Raw genomic sequence first — 19,759 nt, forward strand, 5'->3', positions numbered from 1 at the left:
CGTCAGACGCTGCGCAGTACCGAGGCCACGACGCCCAGCACCACGGCGCGGTCGCCGTCGATGACGTCGTACGCCGGGTTGCGCGGCTCGAGGTACACGTGGCCGTCACGCCGCCGGTACACCTTCACCGTCGCCTCGCCGTCGATCATCGCGGCGACGATCTGGCCGGAGTGGGCCTCCTGTTGCTGGCGCACCACGACGATGTCGCCGTCGCAGATGGCCGCGTCGACCATCGAGTCGCCGCGGACGCGCAGGCCGAAGACGTTGCCCCGGCCGGTCAGCTCGCGGGGGAGCGTCAGGACGTCGTCGACGTGCTCCTCGGCCGCGATGGGCACGCCCGCCGCGATGTCGCCGACCACCGGCACGGGCACCGAGTCCTCGGCCGCCTCCCTGGGTGCGGTGCCCAGGAACGCGCGTACGTCGATGGGGCGGGACACCGTGCTGCCGCGCCGCAGGTACCCCTTCTCCTCCAGGCTCGTCAGGTGCTTCGACACCGACGACGGCGACCGCAGCCCGACCGCCTCGCCGATCTCCCGCGTGCTCGGCGAGTACCCGTGCCTGATCACCCAGTCCCGGATGGTCGCCAGGATTCGCTGCTGCCGCTCGGGCAGGGACGAGGCGTCGTCGAACCCGTCAAGATCGTCGTACACCCGCAGCATCGTAGAGGCACGCCCCGACGACCCAGGTCACCGACACGTTCAGTCGTCGTCCTCCGACCGGGTGACCGTCGCGCCGCACCGTTCACACGTGGTCGGCGGCTCGTCCGCCACGAGCAGCCCGCACTCCGGACAGACGCGCGCCAGCCAGCACACCGGATCGCCCACGTCAGCCTCCCTCCTGGTACGGCAGGTCCTCCACGACGGCACCCGCCGGATCCCGCGCCACGACGCGGTCCCGCACCGGCCCGCGCTCACGCGGCGCGGTCAGGTCCGGTGCCGTCACCAGCAGTGTGTCACCCCCGAGTGTCGCGGGTAGTGCCGTGCCGTCCGCCCGATGGAAGGTCACCGACGCCACCCGGTCCCGGTCCACCACTCCGGCCAGCACCACCCGGTCGCTGGTCCCCCCGGCGAAGCCGTGGTAGACCCTGGTCAGCGCCACGGTCTCGCCGACGACGGCGAAGTCCCGCACCGGCCCGCGCCCCGGACTGAAGTCGAACACGAAGGGCACCTCGCCGGTCAGGTGCCACAGCAGCAACCCCCGGTAGCTCCCCAGCTGGATGCTCTCCCCGCCGCCCAGCGACGCGAACGCCCCCGGCACCCACTGGTCCGCGTCCACGACCGGCGCGGTGGCGAGTGCCGCGCCCAGCCGCCGCCCCTCGGGCGAGTCCCGCTCCGCGGCCGGTGCCGGCCGGTCGACGACGCCGTCGGCCCGGTCGGGCAACGCCTCCCGCGGCACGAGCCGCCCCCGGTCGGCGCCGTCCAGCCGCAGCACCAGCCCGTTCTCGTCGAGTACGAACGCGTTGGGCACCGCGAACACCCCGTCCGCGACGACGGCGGGTTCGCGTGCCGCCCGGTCGGCCGGCCGCTCCACCGCGACGCTCGCCGTGCCGGCGGGCACGACCCCCGCGAGCGTGCCGAGCGCCGTGTGGAACGTGAGCCCGTCCCCGCCACCCGGCCGCGACACGGTGACGGTGGTCGGCGTCAGCTCGGCGAACACCGGCCCGCCGGCGGTGGCGAACGCGACGACCCGGACCCCGCGGTGCCGCGCGGTGAACAGCGGTGCCCACCCGTCCGCGCCGATCCGGGCGAGGTCGTCCGGCGACGCCCAGCCGCGGCGCACCCGGAACCGGTCGTCCACGGTCAGCACCCCGTTCTCGGGGCCGACGCCCGCCTCGACGTGCCGCCGCAGCTGCGCCCAGCCGGCGAAGCCGTGGTACCGCGCGAGGAGGTGCCGCGCGTTGGCGAGCGTGAAGGACGCGGTGTCGAGCGCGGGCCAGCCGTGCTCGTCGACCAGCCGCCTCGCCACCGGCGTCCCGGCCCGCACCGCGCGCCGCAGCGCACGGGCGTGCCTGCGCAGCTGCTCGAAACTGGGCATCACGATGTCCTGACTACCGCCCCCGGTGCCCCGGCGGTGTCCTCGGGGACGTTGGGTGTCCCGAAGGTGCCCTTGAGGGCATTCGTCACGCCTGCGCCGACCCTTTTCCGGGCATTGCGCGTCCGCGTAGAACCGGGTCACGCGCCGGCTCGTATCGAGATCGGGTACCGCACCCGATCTCGAGGAGGACGTGTGGCCGGACGACCGGTACGAACGATGGTCACGGCGGTGGACGCGCTGGTGGTCCTGCTGGTCCTGCTCACCGTGACCGTGCGGCTCGGACCCGCCGGCTGGCTCGGCGGGATCGCGTTCGCGGTGATCGGGTGGGCCGTGCTCGCCGAGGGACTGCGCCGGTTCGACGTGCGCTCGTTCGGCTCGGCCGGGCGGGTCGTGCTGGCCAGAGCGGTGGTGGTCGGCGGGCTGACGGCGCTCGTCGTGGAGACCACCGACCCCCGGCCGGACCCCGGCAAGGCGATCGTCGGCTTCGCGGTGGTCGCGGTGGTGTCGTCGCTGGCCGGTGCGCGGTTCGCCCGCCCGGACACGGCGTTCGACACGAGGTTCGCCCTGGAGGTCGACGCCGTCGCGGTGCTGGTGCTCAGCGCGTTCGTCGCGACCCGGCTCGGTCCGTGGGTGCTCGCGGTCGGGTTGCTGAGGTACGTGTTCGTCGCCGCGGGCGGGGCGGTGCCGTGGCTGCGTGCCGCGCTGCCGGCCAGCCGGGTCCGCACGGCGGTCGGGGCGGCGCAGGGGATCGTCCTCACCGTGGTCGCGGCGGGACTCGGCGTCGAGGTGCTGCCGCGGCCGGTCGCGGTCGTCCTCACCGCACTGTCGCTGGTGGCCCTGGCCGGCTCGTTCGTCCAGGACGTCCAGTGGCTGAGCCGGCATCGACCGCCCGCGTCCCCGGTCGATGCCGTGCCAGCCCGCCGTGACCGCCGGATCCTCACCCGGACGGTCACGGGACTGGCCTTCCTCCTGGTGCTGGCGGCGCTCGTCGGCCCGAACCGGTTGGGCCAGCTCACCGTCGAGGCGTTCGCCCGCATCCCGGTCGAGGGCCTGATGGCGGTCGCGCTCGTGCTCGCGCTCGGCGTGCGGGCACGGCGGGTGGCGGTCTGGGTGATCGGCGCCGGCCTCGGGCTGCTGATGATCGTGAAGTTCCTGGACATGGGCTTCTACGAGGTGTTCGACCGGCCGTTCCACCCCGTGTTCGACTGGACCTTCTTCGGGCCGGCCGTGGACTTCGTCTCGTCGTCGTACGGCGACGTCGGCGCGGTCCTCGCGGTGGTCGGCGCGATCCTGCTGGTGCTGGCCATCCTGGTCCTGATGGCGCTGGCGGTGCGGCGCCTGACCACCCTGGCGGTCGGCCACCGCACGGCCGCGACGAACACGCTCGCGTTGCTGGGCGTCGCGTGGCTGGTGTGCGCGCTGTCCGGCGCGCAGCTCGACCCGCAGGAGCCGGTCGCGTCGCGCAGCGCGGCGGACCACGTGTACGACGACGTGCTGCGGGTGCGGCAGGGGTTGTTCGACGGGGAGACGTTCGCGGCGCAGGCCCGGGTCGACCGCTACCGCTACACCCCCGGCAACGAGCTGCTGAACGGGCTGCGGGGCAAGGACGTCCTGTTCGTGTTCGTCGAGAGCTACGGCCGGGTGGCCGTCGAGGACTCGACGAGCACCGCGACGATCGACCCGATCCTGGACGCCGGCACCAGGCAGCTGCATGCCGCCGGCTTCGACGCGCGCAGTGGTTTCCTGACGTCCCCGACCTACGGCGGCGGCAGCTGGTTCGCGCACTCGACGCTGCAGAGCGGGTTGTGGGTGGACAACCCGCAGCGGTACTCGGCACTGCCCACCCTGGACCGGATGACGTTGAGCATCGCGTTCAACCGCGCCGGCTGGCGGACCGTCGGCGTGGACCCGGCGAACTCCGAGGACTGGCCGGAGGGCGACATGTACCACTACGACAAGGTGTACGACTCGCGCAACGTCGGCTACAAGGGCCCGCGGTTCTCCTACGCACGGGTGCCCGACCAGTACACGCTGCAGCACTTCGAGCGCACCGAGCGCGCCGCCACGGCCGACCCGGTCATGGCGGAGATCGACCTGGTGTCGAGCCACACCCCGTACGCCCCGCTGCCGAAGATGGTCGACTGGAAGGACGTCGGCGACGGCAGGATCTACAACCCCATGCCGGCGGCCGGCACCCAACCGGGCGACGTGTGGCCCGACCCGGCGAAGGTCCGCGACGCGTACACGGCGTCGATCGCGTACTCGCTGAAGTCCCTGTTCTCCTACATCGAGAACTACGGCGACGACAACCTGGTGGTGGTCTTCCTCGGCGACCACCAGCCCCAGCCGATCATCGCCAGCCAGGAGAACACCCGCGACGTCCCGATCTCGATCGTGGCCCGCGACCCGGCGGTGCTCGACCGCGTGTCGTCGTGGGGCTGGACCGCGGGCGTCAACCCGAGCCCCGACGCCCCGGTCTGGCCGATGAGCTCCTTCCGCGACAGGTTCCTGTCCGCGTACGGCCCGCAGGGCGGCACGAACAGGTCCGCGGCCGGGCGGTGATCCCCTGATGCCGGTCCTCGCGATGCCGCGGACCAGGTAGCGCTGCCCGATGAGGAACGCCAGGACCACCGGGACGAGCGACACCACCGACATGGCGAACATCGAGGTGCCGGTCGTCGCGTCCATGAAGGACCGCAGCGCCACCGGCACCGTGTACTTGTCCGGGTCGGTCAGGTAGATCAGCTGGCTGAACAAGTCGTTCCACGTCCAGATGCAGGTCCACACGCGACTAGCTCAAGGCTGTGCGGGCAGCTTTGAATCAGTGTTGCGGATGTCCGCGTTCGAGATCAGTTCTTTGTGGCGACGGGCTTGTTGTGGGGTGTGCCCGCGGCATTCCTGGTGTGTGGTTCAGATGGCGGTGGTGCCGCCGTCGGTGACCAGTTCCAGGCCGTTGACGTAGCTGGAGTCGTCGGAGGCGAGGAACAGGGCGACGGTGGCGATTTCTTCGGGACGGCCCATCTTTCCGCGGGGGATGAGGGACTCGAATGCGGCCTTGGTTGTCTCGTCGAACAGTTCCTCCTGTTTGGCCGTGGCGACCTGGCTGGGGGTCAGCACATTGACCCGGATCTTGCGGTCGCGCAGTTCGTTGAGCCAGACGCGGGCCCAGGCCTGCTGGACGGCTTTGACCGGGCCGCGATGGTGTGCGTCTTCGCCAGCTTCGTCCTGGTGGACAACCCGACGGTGATGATCAGGGCGGCGGAGGTGATCACGCCGCCGGTCTCGGCGAGGCCGCGGCGCACGGGGACACGGAGCCGCCGGTGGTGATCGCCGCCACAGGGGTGGTGCGGTCGCGGTGACGGCGTGGTGATGGCGGCTGGGCGACAGTTCCCGGCATGCCATGGCAGCACCCTCCTGCGCTCCTCCTCGTCCGCGAGGTGGTGCGATGAGCGCGCGCATCCTCGAACCGATGGGGGACGCCGCGCAGTGGACACCGTCGCGGCCCGACGGTGCGCCGTCGGCCGATCTGGCCATGGTCGACGAGCAGGTGGTCGTCGGCTACGGGGCCGACGGGCGCGCCGCGCGGATCACCGCGGCGCCCAACGCGGTCGGGCACGTGCTGCGGCGCACCATCGCCGCGGTCGACATCAGCGGGTACACCGAGCTGCGGCTGTCCATCCGGGCCGACCGCCGCACCGAGCCGTTCTTCCTCGAGCTGCGTCTGGGGTCCACCGCGCTGCCCGTCGACGACCCGGCGAACACCTGGCACCGGCTGCTGCCCGTGCGGAAGCCGCAGACCTGGGAGACCGTGCGGCTCAGCCTGGACGACCTCCCCCCGACCGTCGCGAACGGCGTGACGCAGCTGCGGCTCCGCTGCCTCGGCGCCCCGTTCACCGCCTACCTGGACGACATCACCGCGGTGCTGCCGCGGATGCTCGCCGACGCCGACCGGGCGCTGGAGTCGCGGCTCGCCGGGATCACCGTGGCCGGCGCGGTCGCGACGGCCGGCGTGCGGGCGCCCGGGCAGCAGGTCCCGGCCGCGCCCGCGCTCGACATCGTGCACTTCGACCTGCGGTACGCCCCGGAACGGGCCACCGAACAGCGGTTGCGGCGGGACTTCACGACCACCGGCGCGCGCGAGGTCTCGCTGGGCGACCCCTACGACCTCGACTACGCCCTGACCCCGGTCGCCGCGGACCGGACCACGCAGGCGGCGTTGCTCGAGGCGGCGCTGGACCGGTTGCGGCCCTACGACGAGCTGACCGTCGACGGTGAGCGGCTGCCCGCCGAGCTGATCTGGATCGTCGGCCGGGACCGGATCGGCGGCGCGGCCACCGAGGTGCCCGTCCTGTTCTACCGGGTCGGCGTGCGCAGGCCCGTCGTGCTCGGCACACCGGTGCTCGCGGTCCGTGACATCCGCCTCGAGACCGAACACCTGGAGACAGCGTGACCACGTTGACCAACATCAGCTCGGGACCGGTCGAGCTGCACCTCACGGCCGGCGTGACGGTGTTGCGCCCCCGTGAGCGGCTCGACGCCGACCCGGCGGACCTGGAACTCGGCCAGGTCAGGGCGCTCTGCCGGCAGGGCGTGCTCCAGCAGGAGTCCACAGTGGACCAATCGGGGACCCGCCGACCCAAACGCGGCCGGTCCGAGCGGAAAAAGGAGTCTTGATGGCCTTCAACATCGGTGTGAACGTGGTCGAGGTGGACGGTGCCGGCGCGCCGTCGATCACCAGCGCCGCGGTCTCGGTCGGCGCGTTCAACGTCACCACCCAGCGCGGCGTGCCGAACAAGCCGGTCCGCGTGACCGGCTTCCCGCAGTTCACCGAGCACTTCGGCGGCCACTTCACCGGCGGCCTCGGTGCGTACCTGGTGAAAGGCTTCTTCGACAACGGCGGCCAGACCGCGTACGTGAACCGCGTGGTCGACCCGACGAACGGCACCGGCACCGCGCCGGCCACGCTGAACCTGGCCGACGGCAACAACACCACGACGCTGACCCTCGGCGGCGGCTTCCGCGGCGAGGTGGACCCGGGCACGTGGGGCCGCCAGGTCTGGGTCCGCGTGCGGCACAGCTCCACCGCCTCGACCCGGCTGCGGGAGTCCGCGCGTGCCGCCATCACCGGCACCGCGCTGGCCAACACGGTCAACATGTCCTCGGCCCCGCCACTGCTGATCAAGGTCGACGGCGCCGCCACCGAGCTGACGTTCACCGCCACCGACTTCGTCAACCCGGCCGCCGCGACCCGCGAGGAGATCCGCGACGCCGTCAACCGGCGGACCCACCTGCTGGTGGCCTCGATCAACGGCAGCAACCAGCTCGTCCTCACCTCAACCGGCGAGACGGCCACGTTGACCGGCGACTGGTCCTCGCTCCAGGTCACCACCGCGCACAGCGCGCTCGGTCTCGCGCAGGGAAGCTCGCCGACGAAGGGCACGCCCGTCGCGCTGAACAACGGCGGCACGACGCTCGCCAAGGCGGGCGGCTTCACCGCGGGCGACGCCGTGGTGATCACCGACGGCACCACCACCCGGCAGGCGAAGCTGCTGTCCGCCAACGAGTCCACCGGCGCGGTGACCTGGACGCCGAACATCGACCCCGCGCCCTTCACCGACGCCCATCTGGTCACCGTGTCCAACGCGGAGTTCGACCTGCTCGTCGCGAGCGGCGGCGGCACCGACGACAAGGTCGTGGAGACGCACACCGGGCTGTCCATGGAGGCGGACCTGCCCAACTACGTGGTGCGGGTGCTGAACAATCCGTTGACCGGGTCGCGGTACATGCGGGCGGTGGACGCCGGCACGCCCAACCCCGTGCTGGACCGGCCGGCGCAGACCTCCGGTTTCTCCGCCCTGCAGGGCGGAACCGACGGCACGCCGACCGCGAACCACTTCGTCGGCGACGCGGCGGCCGGCACCGGGTTCTTCGCGTTCGACTCGTTCGACGTGCAGCTGGTCACCTGCGAGCGGACGGACTCGGCGATCGCCCGCGCGGGCATCGACTACTGCCAGCGGCGGGACGACGCCATGTACGTCGGCGCCGTGCCGCAGGCGTTCGTCGAGGGCGGCCAGGCGGTCGCGTACGGCCAGGCGCTGCAGGCGAAGAAGGCCTACGGCGCGCTGTACGGGCCGTGGATCATCGTGCCCGACCCGATCGGAGTCGGCGACGCGCCGCGGCTCGCGATCCCGCCGGTCGGCCACGTGATGGGTGTGTACGCGCGGATCGAGACGACCAGGGGCATCTGGAAGGCGCCGGCCGGCGACGAGGCCAACCTGCTCGGGGTGCTGGACGTGGAGACCCGGCTGTCCGACGGAGACCACACCGACCTCGTGGTGAACGGCAGCGTCAACGGCATCCGCGCGCTGCCGAGGGCCGGTGTCGTGGTGGACGCCTCGCGCACGCTGTCCACCGACCCGCGCTGGCGGTACGTGAACGTGCGGCTGCTGTTCAACTTCGTGAAGTCCAGCCTGCGCGAGGGGCTGCGCTGGGTCCGCCAGGAGCCGAACCGCGACTCCCTGTGGAACGCGGTGAAGTTCGGCACGGTCACCCCGTTCCTCATGGGACTGTGGCGGCAGGGCGCGTTCGGCACCGGCGACCCGGAGCAGACGTTCACGGTCGTGGTCGACGCCACCAACAACCCGCCCGACCAGGTCGAGCAGGGCCGGCTCACGGTCGAGGTCTACTTCTTCCCGTCCCGCCCGGCCGAGACGATCGTGATCATCGTCGGTCAGCAGCCCAGCGGCGGCACCGCGGGCGAGGCATAGGCCCGTCAACCCCAACGAGTAAGGAGCAGGCATGCCCAAGGTGGGTGACTTCTACGAGGGCTTCCGGGCCAACGAGTTCGTCCTGGTGGTCGACGGCACGGAGAGTCCCGGCGTCAGCAAGGTCTCCGGGCTGTCCGAAGGCGAGCTGGACACGATCGAGCAGCCGGACGGCGGCACCAACCACGTGTACAAGCTGTCGGCGGCGAAGGTGAAGTTCGAGTCGCTGACCATCGAGCGGCGGGTCGACGGCAGCCCGGAGGACAAGCGGTTCCGCGACTGGTTCCGGCAGACCTTCCGGCTCAACGCCCGCCAGCAGGGAGGCTCGACCGTGCGCAAGAACGGCATGATCGTCAAGCGCCACCTCGGCGAGGACGTGCTGCGGTTCGCCTTCTACGGCGCCTGGGTCAAGTCCTCCAAGTTCACCGACCTCGAGGCGGGGTCGACCAACCTGTTGCTGCAGACCATCGTGCTGGAGCACGAAGGCCTAGAGCGCGTCGACTGACCGTCCACTTAGGAGCAAATGATGACCATGTTGGAAGAGCGCGCCGCCGAGGCCACCCCGGCGAGGGCCGCGCGGGAGATCGACGTGACGCTGCCGGTGGGTCTCGTCGACGACGAGGGCAGGTCGCACCGCCAGGTGACGCTGCGCAAGATGACCGGCCGCGACGAGGCGTTGCTGGCGGACCCGGCCAACCAGCGCAACGGCGGCCGGCTCGTGACCGCCCTGCTGCACAGCTGTATCACCCGCCTCGGGGAGCTGGACACCGTGCGCCGCGCTGACATCGAGGCGATGTACTCGGTGGACCGCAACTTCCTGCTGATCCGCCTGCGTGCCTTCACCTTCGGCCCCGAGCTGCCCGCCGCGTACACGTGCGCGTCCTGCGGCGAGCGGTTCGAGCAGGTCGAGGACCTCGACGCGCTGCCGGTGCGGACGCTCGCCGACGGCGAGCCACCCGAGGACATCGCGATCGAGCTGCGCGACGGCTACCTGGACCGCGACGGCAGCGTGCACACGGCGTTGCGGATGCGGCTGGCCCGTGGTGCCGACGAGACCGCGGCCGCGCCGCAGATGCGCAAGAACGCCTCCCTCGGCAAGAACGCGTTGCTGGCGCGGTGCATGCGCTCGCTCGGCGACCTGCCGGCGCACCGCCTGGACGCGTTGGGCACCAAGATCCTCGCCGACCTGACGCTCACCGACAGGAGGCTCATCGACCGCGCCTTCAACGACAACGCGCCGGGCATCGACCTGGTCCGCGAGCTGGACTGCCCGTCCTGCGGCCACGAGATGCGCGCCAGCTTGGACATGACCAATTTTTTAGCGCTGGACTGAGCCTCGATCAGCTCCGCCAGGAGGTGTTCTTCCTCGGCTACCACCTCCACTGGCCGTACTCGGAGCTGATGGACATGCCGGCCGACGAGCGCAGGGCCTACGTGACCCTCCTCATCGACCAGATCGAACGCGAGAACAGCCGCATCGAGGCGGCACGGAACCACTAGTGGACAGGGAAAGGGGGGAACCAATGCCGGTCGCGCGATACACACCGATGCCGCGAACCACGCGCTCCCGATCCTTGTCCATTGTGGACAACGAGCCGGACGTGGTGCCGATCGCCGGGCCGCTGTCCGGCTCGCGCACCCACTTGCTCGATGCGGATAGATCCTGCCGTGAACGGCACGGTCGCGACACCCGGCGAGGTCCACGGGAGACCCCGCCGCCTGCCGCTCCTCCGCGGCGAGCGCGGGCAGAGCGCCCGTCGCGTCGCGAACGGCGCGTTCGCGGTGCCGCGAGCCATCACGGCGAGCGCCAGGCATGCCCGGCGCGGGGAGCCAGGCCCTGCCGGAGCGAGCCGACCCGGCCCGCGTCCACCGTGTGAAGCCGCCCACCACTGACCCATCGGCGTAAGGAGAGGGGGATCGAACCATGCCGGTCGCGTTGCTGTTGCAGAAGGTGCTCGACACGCTCAGGGCCTCGGCGGCGGCGTTGTCGCCGTGGACCGAGATCGTGACGCTCGAGGCCACGATCGTCGAGCGGGCGCGCAGCGCGTTCCTGATGCACTGGTTCGGTCGCCGCCTGCCGATGGAAGGGTTGAGCCTGCGGGCGCGCATCGTCAACATCGGGGAGCTGGACCGGCAGTTCCTCGCCGCGCAGCGGTCCGTGCCCACGAGTGCGGGCGGCCCGAACCTGACCGAGCCGCTGCTCGGGTTCGCGGGGATGCTGGCCGGGATGGCGTTGAGCCCGGCCGGCGCGATCGCCGGGGCGAGCCTCCTGTTGCGGTTCAGCGCGTTCAGCGTCGGCGTGCTCGTCAAGGCGATCGTGTGGCTGGCCGCGCCGTTCCTCCTGGGGCTCGCACTGGTCGCCGCACCCAGGGGCACGTCGATCCTGGTCATCGGCGGCCTCACCGCGCTCGGGGCGGCCTTCGCGCTCTCCGCGGCGGTCGGTGAGGACCGGCCGCTGCGCGCGGTGTTCGACGTGTTCGGCGCGCTGGCGCGGTTCATGAACGCCGCGGTGATCTTCCTCGACCAGCTGGCCGGGCCGCGTGCCGAGGTGCGCAACCCGTTGCTGCGCAGGCTGCTCGACCTCGCCGACCGGTTCGCCGGGCTCGTGTCCCAGCTGCTCGGCGCGGTGGCCGTGCTGGTCACCAGGATCGGGCCGGTGCTCGAACCGGTCGCCCGCACACTGGTCGGGCTCGGCCGGCTCGCCGGCACGGCGGTCACCGCGCTGACCACGGTGGTCGCCGGACTGCTGTCCAGGGTGGACGAGCTCACCAACGGGCCGCTGGCGGTCAACCCGGTGGTGCGCCGGGTGACCGGGGTGGCCCGCCAGCAGATCGAGAAGGTGACGAACCTGGTCGCCGCCCAGGTCGACGTGCTGGCCGACGCGTTCGCCACCGTGGGGACCACGTTGGGGGACAGGCTCAGCTCCTACGCCGACACGGCGGGCGAGTTCGTGGTGCGGCTCTTCACCGAGCACCCGACGGTCGGGGTGCTCGCGGCGTTCGGCAAGCAGCTCACCGCCATCGTCACCGCGTTCACGGCCACGCCGAAACCGCCGCCGAAGCCGGGTGCCGGACCGAGCAAGCTCGCTCCGCTGCTGGCCGCCCTGCCGGCGGCGCCGTCGGTCCGGCCGTTCCCCGGCCTGCCCAGGCTTCCCGACACCGACCTGCTCCGGCTCGGCGCGATCTGGCTGCCACCGCTGAACCTCGAGTCGATCGACAGCGCCGCCGGCGATCCGATCCGGGTCGAGTTCGAGGCACCCGTCGAGCTGAGCGAGCAGGCGCGTGCCGTGGTCGCCAGGATGCGACGCAGGCCCAGCGTGTTCCGGCCCGAACGGCGAGCGCTGTCCACCGAGCTCACCGGCCTGGCGGAGAGGCTGGTGCTCGGCAGCCAGGAGCTGGCGCGGTTCCGGCAGGCGTTCGCCGTGATCGTCGGGCGGGTGCTCCCGCCGGAGCTGCGGGGCACCGCCATCCCCACGCTGGTCGAGCCGAAGGAGCTGCCGGTGCTCGACCTGCCGGACAGCGACGAGCTGCGGCCGGTGGTGAAGAGGCTGCGGCTGCACCTGCCCGGCGCGGACGTCAACGACGTCAAGCGGTTCACCGACCTCGTGACCGAACGGATCCAGCGGCGGTCCTACCGCGTCGCCCCGGCGTCCGGAGGGCGGTGACATGCCCATCGACTTCGCCGCGATCGCGGCACGGTTCGCCGTGGCCTTCGCCGCACAGCTGAAGAACGCGGTCACCGCGCAGAAGAGCCTGGAGAAGGCGCTGGGCCGCCGCCGCGACGCCGCCCGCCTGGTGGACCGGGCGACCGGCGGGTTCCCGATCGTGCGCTTCTACGACGGCGCCGTCAGCCTCGTGCTGCCGCCGAACCAGCGCGCCCTGCTCACGCTCGCGACCCCGCCGCTCTCGGTCGGCCAGGGGCTCGCGGCGGGCGGCCACGACTTCCTCGACGGGCTCGCCCTGGCCACGGCGCCGTTGCGCGGTGACAGCCAGGAGACCGCGATCGCCCGGTTCCTGACCGGCGCCGACAGCGCGCTCAGGGAGGTCGAGGCCTCGCTCGTCCGGTTCGAGAAGGCCGGTCCGCAGATGTTCGACCCCAACCGGCGCACCGCGTCCGACCTCTTCGGACTCGCCGCGCTCGGCTTCCGCGCGCTGGCCGAGGCGAGCAGGCGGAGCGGGGAGCTCCAGCGGCTCACCGAACAGCTGGCCGCCACCACGGGGGTGCTCGGCATGGCCCTGCCCGTGCCGGCGGCGCCGGACGGCGGCGCGGCGGCGAGCACCCGGAGCATGGCCGAGACCATGGACGCGCTCGCGTACGAGGTGGTCGCGGGCATCGTCGTCATCGGCACGCTGCCGGGGCTCATCGAGGACCTGGTGACCGGCCTGGTGCCGTGGCTGGAGCTGGTGGTCCTCGGTGAGCTGTCCGCCATCGAACAGCACGTGCTCGACTTCCGCGCCGCCGCGTTCGAGGCGGTGTTCGGCGGGCTGACCCGGCTCGCCGACCGGGGCACGCACCTGATCAGCGGCGCGCACTACGTCATCGCCGCCCACGTGACCTTCGAGCTGAGGTTCCTCCGCGTGTTCGCCACCGAGCTGGCCGTCGGCGTGCGGGACTTCATCCACGGGCTGACGGAGTTCCTCGGCGACGTGGTCGACCTGGTGCGCTGGCTGCCGACCCTGCTCCAGGCCGTCACCGGGTTCGAGCTGACCAGGATCGGCAGTTCGGCGCTGGGCTGGGTGACCGAACACAGCATCAACGTCTCCCTGGACAACCTGCTCGACGACGACGGCACCGGGGTGAACCGGACGCTGCAGGCCCGGCTGAACTGGCTCATCGACAAGTTCGAGGGCGCCCTGCGCAAGGCCCACGAGAACAGGGTGGTCCGCTGGGTGGCCGGCGACTACGTCGAGCGCGGCCTCCGCGCGGTCGCCAGTGCGCGGTGGCTGGTGCGGGAGCTGTTCGTGAGTGGCGGCCCGACCGACGCCATCCCGCGGCTGCCCGAGGCCGCGCCGCTGGTGTTCCACTCCGACTTCCCGAACCTCGGCGAGACGTTCTTCGGTGCCCCGACGCGCGCGGGAGTCGTCGGCGGGGTCGAGCGGATCGAGCGGGCACTGCGCACCGGCGTGGGCACCGCGCTGAACCGGACCGCACGCGCCTTCACCGACCTGGCCGGTGAGTTCGCGACGGAGGCCACCCGGTCGGCCACGGTGGACACCCGCCTGGCGCGGGTCGCCGAGCAGTCGGACCGCCTGGCCGACACGGTGTTCGGGCCCGAGGTGGCCGCCGAGCGCCGCGAGCGGCCCGAGGAGGCGGTCGCGCGCGCGTTGGAGTCCTGGCTGGCCACCGGCGGGTTCCTGCTCGTCGGCGAGGTCATCCCCGGCTACGTGGCGGAGCTGGCCGCGCACTGGCGGGCAACCCTGGCCGAGGGCACCGAGCTCACCGCGGAGCTGACACCGACGTCCCCGCACATCCTGCGCAGGCGCGCGACGCTCGGCAAGGTCGCGCTGCCCCGGCTGACGCTGCACGGCGGCGTCGGCACCGAGCTGGACGAGGAGTTCGCCGACGCCGTCGCCGACCGGTTCGCCGGTGCGGTGCGCGACGCCTACGAGACAGGGCAACGAAAACTCGCCGGCCTGGCCGCGATCGGAGGTGACTGATGGGTGAGGAGGAGCTGATCACGCAACTGGGCCTGCTGCTCACGCAGACCCGGTTCGCGCGCCGGGCGCTGGAGGACATCGAGCGGGCCACCTCGACCTACGCCACGTTCACGTTCACCTCGGTGATCGCCGCCGGACCGAAGTTCGGCGAACCGCCGCTGTTCGACGGCGCGCTCAAGGTGCACGTGGTCAACATCTCCGACCTCGCGCCGGGCGCCGGGTTCGGGAGCTTCATCGAGGGGCTGCTCGGCGGTGCGGGCCGCCTGGTGGGCAACCTCGTCGGGGGTGCGGTCGGCGGCACGGTCGGCACCCTGTCGATCATCGGCGCGCTGCCGACGATCCACGCCATCGCCGAGAAGGTGCAGCACATCCTGGAGCTGCTCAGCATCGACGCCGCGCCGCCGCCGGCCAGGACGGACGAGCGCGGTGCGCCCGTCGGCGGCTCGGACCTGGTCACCCAGCTGGCCGCCATCAGGTCCGCCGTGGACGGGCTCACCGGACTCTTCCTGGCCGCCGGCGGGAAACCCGAGCAGGCCGCGGCCACGTCGAACCTGCCGAGCACACCGCAGGGCGCGTCCTGGCTGCGGATGCTGGACAGCGCCACGGTGACGCTGTCCGCGACCGCCCGGCTCGTGGACGGGCTGATCATCGCGCTGCCGCTGGTGATCGGCTCGGTCTCGTGGCTGATCTCCCGGCTCGGCGACCTGCGGCTGGCGGTCGCGGAGTTCCTGCGGTTCGCGTTGCGCAACGCGCTCCTGTTGCGCGGCACGGTGTTGGTGACGGCGTTCGACACCCTCGCCATGGTGGCCAGGATGGGCGCCACCGTGATCGGCATCCTGCAGTCCACTGTGGACGGGATCGTCTCGGCGCTGTTCGACACGGTGCGCGAGGCGCTGCTCGCGGTGTTCGACCTCGGCGCGGTGCTCGGCGGCGCGGTCAAGAAGACCGTGGACGAGCTGCTGAACTGGCTGGTGCCGACCGTCGACGTCGTACTGCGCAACCTCGCCGACCTGCGGGTGTTCCGCGTGATCACCCACGTCATCCGGATCCTGCCGGCCATCCTGCCGCCGATCTTCGAGCTGGCGACGGACAAGCAGATGGCCACCGAGCGGCCGGTCGAGTTCAAGATGTTGCAGGACGCCGCGAAGCTGCCGTTCCTGGCGCCGGTGACACCCGCCGCCACCGGGGCGGGCAGGCCGGCCATCCCACCGCCGATGCCCGACTTCCGCGCCATCCTGAGCGACCCCGCGCTGACGGGCCGCGCCACCGGCCCGCTGGACCGGATGCAGCAGGTCGTCTCGGACGGACTGCGGATCCTCGCCGACGACGCGAAGAACGGCCTGCGCGGCGTCGCGGGCAGGCTGGACGCGGCCGCCGCCGAGGAGGCGCGGCTGTCCGACACCACGCTGGGGCGGCACCTCGCGTCCGTGCGTGCGCAGTCCACCGCGCTCGCCGAGAACCTCGTCGTCGGTGAGCGGGTCCGACCCGAGACCGGGCTGGAGGCCATCGCCACCGCGTACGAGGGCTGGCTGACCGGCGGTGGGCTGAACACGTTGCTGGGCAAGATAACCGAACACTTCAGCAGCGCCGAGGGCCGGGCCGGGATCCCGGCCCGCATCGCCGAGAGCGGGATGGTCCGGCCGCGGGCCACCGTGCAGATCGACGAGGTGGTCATCGACATCGAGGGCCCGGCGCGAGAACCCGTTCAGCAGGCGCCGCAACCGGCGCCGCCGCAGGGTCCCGGCGACTTCCCCGTGCCGGCCGACCGCGACGACATGGAGCGGCTCGCCCGCATGTGGTTCGACTACGACCAGCGCGGCGGCGGCAGCCGGCTGCCCTTCCCGATCTAGGAGACGCCATGAACCGCAAGACCGGCTACCTGGCCAACCTGCTCAACGTCCCGCCGCTGATCTTCAAGTTCCAGTTCAACCCGGAGCTGCTGTCGGAGAAGAAGAGCTACGGCTACCGGGAGACGCAGAACTTCGGCAAGTGGGAGTTCGACCGGACCTCCGCCGCGAGCGGCTTCGGCAAGGTCTTCGGCGCGCTGGACGATCTCAAGGAGTTCGGCAGCCTGCTGGTCGGCACGAAGGCGCTGGAGGCGGATGCCGGCAAGCCACGCACGTTCGCGCTCGACTTCGCCCTGGACGCGCGGAACCTGCCCGACATCACCGAACCCGGCACCCCGGTCGAGGGCGACGAGCGGTTCGGTGGACGGATCGAGCCGAGCCTGGCCGTGCTGCGCTCGTTCATGAACCCGTCCTGGGACCCGATCAGCGACGTGCTGGCCTGGTTCACCGGGCAGAAGAAGTTCTGCCCGCCGACCCGGCCGCCGCTGTGCACGCTGAAGATCGGCGACGTCGACCTCGACTGCGTGATGACCGACCTCAACATCAAGGTCACCAAGTTCAAGCCCGACCTCACGCCGGAACGCGCCGAGGTGAGCCTGACGCTCAACGAGCAGACCCAGTCGATCTCCACCTCGCTCGACGTGATCGGCCGCCTGGTCGAGGTCGGCAAGTCCTTCGGCCAGCTCACCGGCGAGGACTGGGTGCAGTCCGTGCCCGGCGCCGGACTGGTCCAGACCATCTTCTCGTGACAGGGGGAACGCGATGACAGTGGGGATCACCTCCCGGTACCGGGGCCTGGACACCTACGACGCGACCGACGCGAACGGGGTCGTGCACCCGACCGTGGCCATCCGCCGGTACACGCCACCGCCCGCCGACGCGGTCGACTACCAGCACCAGGTCACGGGTGTGGAGGGCGTCGAGTACCTGGCGTGGCGCTTCTACGGCAACAGCGAGGTGTGGTGGCGGATCGCCGACGCGAACCCGGCCCGCTTCCCGCTGAGCCTGCGCCCCGGCGACGTCGAGGCGATCCCGGCCGGCGGCGCGTCCGCCGTGCTCGACCGCGAGCGGGTGTTCTGATGAGTGGGCCCGCGGACGAGACCGCGGTCGCCCTGCTGAGGGTGAGCGCGGACGGGCGCGACTGGCGGGAGGTGTCGCCGCCGGTGCAGTCGGTCGACGTCGAGGACCACGACCGGTTGACCGACAAGGCCACGATCGTGCTGGACGACAACACCGGGGTACTCGCCGACGCCTCCTTCGAGGGCCTCGAGGTGCGGCTCACCATGGGTTGGCAGGCGGAGCCGGCGACCATCTTCGAGGGCGAGATCATCGGCTCGCGGGTGATCGCCGCGCCGGGTGGCCAGAAGATCGAGCTGACCGCGCTGGACTTCACCAACCGCATGGCCCGGCACACGCCGAACCCGCCGATGGTGTGGCACAACGGCGAGCGCCTGTCCGAGGTGCTCAAGTCCATTGTGGAGCGGACCGGGAACCGGATCGTCGCGAAGCAGATCGAGCCGACCGAGGACCTGCGGTTCGACGAGGCGCACCCGCTGCGGCAGGCCAACGTCAACGACTGGGAGTTCGTGCTCGACCTGGCGAGGCGGCAGAACTGCCTCGCGTTCGTCGAGTTCGACGGCAAGGACGCGTCCAAGTTCTACTTCGTGCCCGTCGCCAAGGTCGGGACCGCGGAGCCGTTCGGTGAGCTGCGGTACTGCCGCGGCACCGGCGAGCTGATCGAGTTCGACTACGAGCGGATCAGCTCCGGCGCGCTTCCCCTGCGTGGCGCCAGCACCATCGACCCGGCGTCCGGCCAGGTGGTCACCGCACCCGCACCCGCCGCCCCACCCCGGCCGGCCGTGCCGGCGCCGGCCACGAGCCGCGACCGCGACCTCGGCGCGGGCAGGCGCGCCGCCCTGGAGGCGTTGACCGAGCTGGCCGCCGCCACCAACGACCGCCTCCAGCAGCCGACCGAGCAGGTGGCCGGCGCGGCGGCCGACCCGGGCGCGGACGCGGCACGCGTGGTGCCCGACCCGACCAGGAAGCTGGGGCTGTCCGGCCGGGGCGTGGCCAGCGGCACGGTGCACCTGCGGGCCAAGTCGCGGGTGCGGATCAGCGGCGTCGCGCCGTGGGCCGAGGGCGCCTGGTACGTCACCAAGGTCAACCACGTCTACACGCGCGAGCGGATCAACAACCGCACCAGGTCCAGCTACTTCAGCAAGTTCACGGCGACCATGTGAGGCAGCGTGCTGAGCGACGAACTGGGCCGGCATGTCGGCCGCTACTACGGCAAGTACCGCGGCAAGGTCGCCGACAACGCGGACGAGAAGTTCCGCGGCACCCTGATGGTGATCGTGCCGTCGGTGTTCGGCGACGCGACCCCGGTGCCGGCCGCGCCCTGCCTGCCGTACGGGCACTTCTACGTGCCGCCGGTCGGCACGGACGTGTGGGTCGAGTTCGAGGCGGGCGACATCGCGAGCCCGCTGTGGGTCGGCGTCTGGTACCCGGACGGGGCCGCGCCGGTCGAGGCGCGGGTGTCCCCGCCGGAGCACCGCGTGATCCAGACGGCCGCCGGCCACACGATCGAGATCGTCGACACCGACGGCGAGGAGCAGATCCTCATCCGCCACGCCACGGACGCGTTCGTCCAGATCGACCACAACGGCAGCGTCCTGCTCGCCAACCCGAAGGGCTCGCACCTGCACCTGGACGCGGAGAACGAGAAGGCGACGCTCGTCGAGGCACACGGCAACCACCTCGCCATGGGGGAGAAGGGCACCGCGCTCGTCAATCCCAAGGGGACGGTCGTCAACGTGGTGGACGACACCGTGCACATCAGCGCGGCCAAGGTGATCCTCAACGCCACCACGGTCGCCCTGGGCAACGGCGCCGCCGAGCCGACGATCCTGGCCAACGCGTTCAACGCGCTGTGGGACGCGGTGCTCAACCACACCCATCCGATCGCCGGCCTCACGGTCACCGGGACCTGCCCGGCCGGCGCGGTCGCCGGGACCGCCGTCGGCACCTCCAGCACCTCCCCGGCTCTGGGGCCGATGAAGCTGGTGCCCGGCACGCACCTCACCAGCTCCGTGGTGGTGAAGTGATGAGCCGCTGCAACTTCCCGCCGTTCCCGGACATCCCGCTCCCGACCCCACCCGGGCTCCCGGAGATCCCACAGCTGCCGGCACTTCCGCAACTGTCCCTGCCGGACCTCCCGGGCCTGCCGGCGCCGAAGATCCCCGACATCCCACTCCCGTCGCCGCCGGGCCTGCCCGAGATCCCTCAGCTGCCGGCACTTCCGCAACTGTCCATACCGGACCTGCCCGGGATCCCCGCGCCCGCGGTGCCGGCCATCCCGATCCCGTCCGTGGCAGTGCCCGGGCTACCGGCCCTCCCGCAGCTCCCGCCCCTGCCCCAACCGCCCGCGTTGCCCGCGTGCCCGCTCGACTAGGAGACC

General features: G+C 71.9%; 20 protein-coding genes. 16 read left to right on the top strand and 4 right to left on the bottom strand.

What is annotated here, in order from left to right:
- Positions 1 to 2: 2 nt before the first annotated feature.
- The 3 genes from lexA to ACJ73U_RS12525 are packed head-to-tail and all read right to left on the bottom strand — an operon-like array spanning position 3 to position 2,034.
- Complete coding sequence (gene lexA, locus ACJ73U_RS12515; RefSeq protein WP_407777788.1) at positions 3 to 656, bottom strand: transcriptional repressor LexA; 654 nt, start codon at positions 654 to 656, stop codon at positions 3 to 5.
- A gap of 42 nt (positions 657 to 698) precedes the next feature.
- Complete coding sequence (locus ACJ73U_RS12520; protein ID WP_407777746.1) at positions 699 to 824, bottom strand: hypothetical protein; 126 nt, start codon at positions 822 to 824, stop codon at positions 699 to 701.
- Position 825: 1 nt separating this feature from the next.
- On the bottom strand, positions 826 to 2,034 hold the full coding sequence (locus ACJ73U_RS12525) for a hypothetical protein (protein WP_407777747.1): 1,209 nt from the start codon (positions 2,032 to 2,034) through the stop codon (positions 826 to 828).
- Between the two features lie 192 nt (positions 2,035 to 2,226).
- Here ACJ73U_RS12525 and ACJ73U_RS12530 point away from each other — a divergent pair, with 192 nt between their 5' ends.
- Complete coding sequence (locus tag ACJ73U_RS12530; RefSeq protein WP_407777748.1) at positions 2,227 to 4,596, top strand: sulfatase-like hydrolase/transferase; 2,370 nt, start codon at positions 2,227 to 2,229, stop codon at positions 4,594 to 4,596.
- A 49-nt stretch (positions 4,597 to 4,645) separates the two neighbouring features.
- Positions 4,646 to 4,774 (top strand): hypothetical protein, encoded by a 129-nt coding sequence (locus ACJ73U_RS12535; RefSeq protein ID WP_407777749.1) that lies wholly within the window; start codon positions 4,646 to 4,648, stop codon positions 4,772 to 4,774.
- A gap of 170 nt (positions 4,775 to 4,944) precedes the next feature.
- Here ACJ73U_RS12535 and ACJ73U_RS12540 read toward each other — a convergent pair whose 3' ends face one another.
- On the bottom strand, positions 4,945 to 5,568 hold the full coding sequence (locus tag ACJ73U_RS12540; protein ID WP_407777750.1) for an SDR family oxidoreductase: 624 nt from the start codon (positions 5,566 to 5,568) through the stop codon (positions 4,945 to 4,947).
- On the opposite strand from ACJ73U_RS12540, the gene ACJ73U_RS12545 reads away from it, so the two are divergent.
- From ACJ73U_RS12545 to ACJ73U_RS12610, 14 genes are all read left to right on the top strand, one after another.
- Positions 5,480 to 6,484 (top strand): hypothetical protein, encoded by a 1,005-nt coding sequence (locus tag ACJ73U_RS12545; protein ID WP_407777789.1) that lies wholly within the window; start codon positions 5,480 to 5,482, stop codon positions 6,482 to 6,484. The two genes, ACJ73U_RS12540 and ACJ73U_RS12545, sit on opposite strands and share 89 nt — an antisense overlap.
- The gene (locus ACJ73U_RS12550; protein ID WP_407777751.1) at positions 6,481 to 6,708 is read left to right on the top strand and encodes a hypothetical protein; all 228 of its coding nucleotides are present in this window, start codon (positions 6,481 to 6,483) and stop codon (positions 6,706 to 6,708) included. The genes ACJ73U_RS12545 and ACJ73U_RS12550 overlap by 4 nt, the downstream gene beginning before the upstream one ends.
- Complete coding sequence (locus tag ACJ73U_RS12555; protein WP_407777752.1) at positions 6,708 to 8,801, top strand: phage tail sheath family protein; 2,094 nt, start codon at positions 6,708 to 6,710, stop codon at positions 8,799 to 8,801. Before ACJ73U_RS12550 ends, ACJ73U_RS12555 begins: the two co-directional genes overlap by 1 nt.
- A 31-nt stretch (positions 8,802 to 8,832) precedes the next feature.
- Positions 8,833 to 9,303 (top strand): phage tail protein, encoded by a 471-nt coding sequence (locus tag ACJ73U_RS12560; RefSeq protein WP_407777753.1) that lies wholly within the window; start codon positions 8,833 to 8,835, stop codon positions 9,301 to 9,303.
- 21 nt (positions 9,304 to 9,324) lie between these two features.
- On the top strand, positions 9,325 to 10,131 hold the full coding sequence (locus ACJ73U_RS12565; RefSeq protein WP_407777754.1) for a hypothetical protein: 807 nt from the start codon (positions 9,325 to 9,327) through the stop codon (positions 10,129 to 10,131).
- Positions 10,132 to 10,154: 23 nt separating this feature from the next.
- The gene (locus ACJ73U_RS12570) at positions 10,155 to 10,298 is read left to right on the top strand and encodes a hypothetical protein (protein WP_407777755.1); all 144 of its coding nucleotides are present in this window, start codon (positions 10,155 to 10,157) and stop codon (positions 10,296 to 10,298) included.
- Positions 10,299 to 10,722: 424 nt separating this feature from the next.
- Positions 10,723 to 12,462 (top strand): hypothetical protein, encoded by a 1,740-nt coding sequence (locus ACJ73U_RS12575; RefSeq protein ID WP_407777756.1) that lies wholly within the window; start codon positions 10,723 to 10,725, stop codon positions 12,460 to 12,462.
- A gap of 1 nt (position 12,463) precedes the next feature.
- Positions 12,464 to 14,455, top strand: coding sequence for a hypothetical protein (locus ACJ73U_RS12580; RefSeq protein WP_407777757.1), 1,992 nt, complete (start codon positions 12,464 to 12,466; stop codon positions 14,453 to 14,455).
- Positions 14,455 to 16,305 carry a hypothetical protein gene (locus ACJ73U_RS12585; protein WP_407777758.1) on the top strand — a complete coding sequence of 617 codons (1,851 nt, stop codon included), beginning with the start codon at positions 14,455 to 14,457 and terminating at the stop codon, positions 16,303 to 16,305. The genes ACJ73U_RS12580 and ACJ73U_RS12585 overlap by 1 nt, the downstream gene beginning before the upstream one ends.
- Positions 16,306 to 16,313: 8 nt before the next feature.
- Positions 16,314 to 17,051, top strand: coding sequence for a hypothetical protein (locus ACJ73U_RS12590; protein ID WP_407777759.1), 738 nt, complete (start codon positions 16,314 to 16,316; stop codon positions 17,049 to 17,051).
- A 13-nt stretch (positions 17,052 to 17,064) separates the two neighbouring features.
- Positions 17,065 to 17,382 (top strand): hypothetical protein, encoded by a 318-nt coding sequence (locus tag ACJ73U_RS12595; RefSeq protein WP_407777760.1) that lies wholly within the window; start codon positions 17,065 to 17,067, stop codon positions 17,380 to 17,382.
- On the top strand, positions 17,382 to 18,542 hold the full coding sequence (locus ACJ73U_RS12600; RefSeq protein WP_407777761.1) for a hypothetical protein: 1,161 nt from the start codon (positions 17,382 to 17,384) through the stop codon (positions 18,540 to 18,542). The genes ACJ73U_RS12595 and ACJ73U_RS12600 overlap by 1 nt, the downstream gene beginning before the upstream one ends.
- 6 nt (positions 18,543 to 18,548) lie before the next feature.
- Positions 18,549 to 19,406 (top strand): phage baseplate assembly protein V, encoded by an 858-nt coding sequence (locus tag ACJ73U_RS12605; protein ID WP_407777762.1) that lies wholly within the window; start codon positions 18,549 to 18,551, stop codon positions 19,404 to 19,406.
- Positions 19,406 to 19,753: a hypothetical protein gene (locus tag ACJ73U_RS12610; protein WP_407777763.1), complete on the top strand. Its 348-nt coding sequence runs from the start codon at positions 19,406 to 19,408 to the stop codon at positions 19,751 to 19,753. Before ACJ73U_RS12605 ends, ACJ73U_RS12610 begins: the two co-directional genes overlap by 1 nt.
- Positions 19,754 to 19,759: the final 6 nt, after the last annotated feature.

It is taken from the genome of Actinophytocola sp. (assembly GCF_045807065.1).
Taxonomy (GTDB): Bacteria; Actinomycetota; Actinomycetes; order Mycobacteriales; family Pseudonocardiaceae; genus Actinophytocola.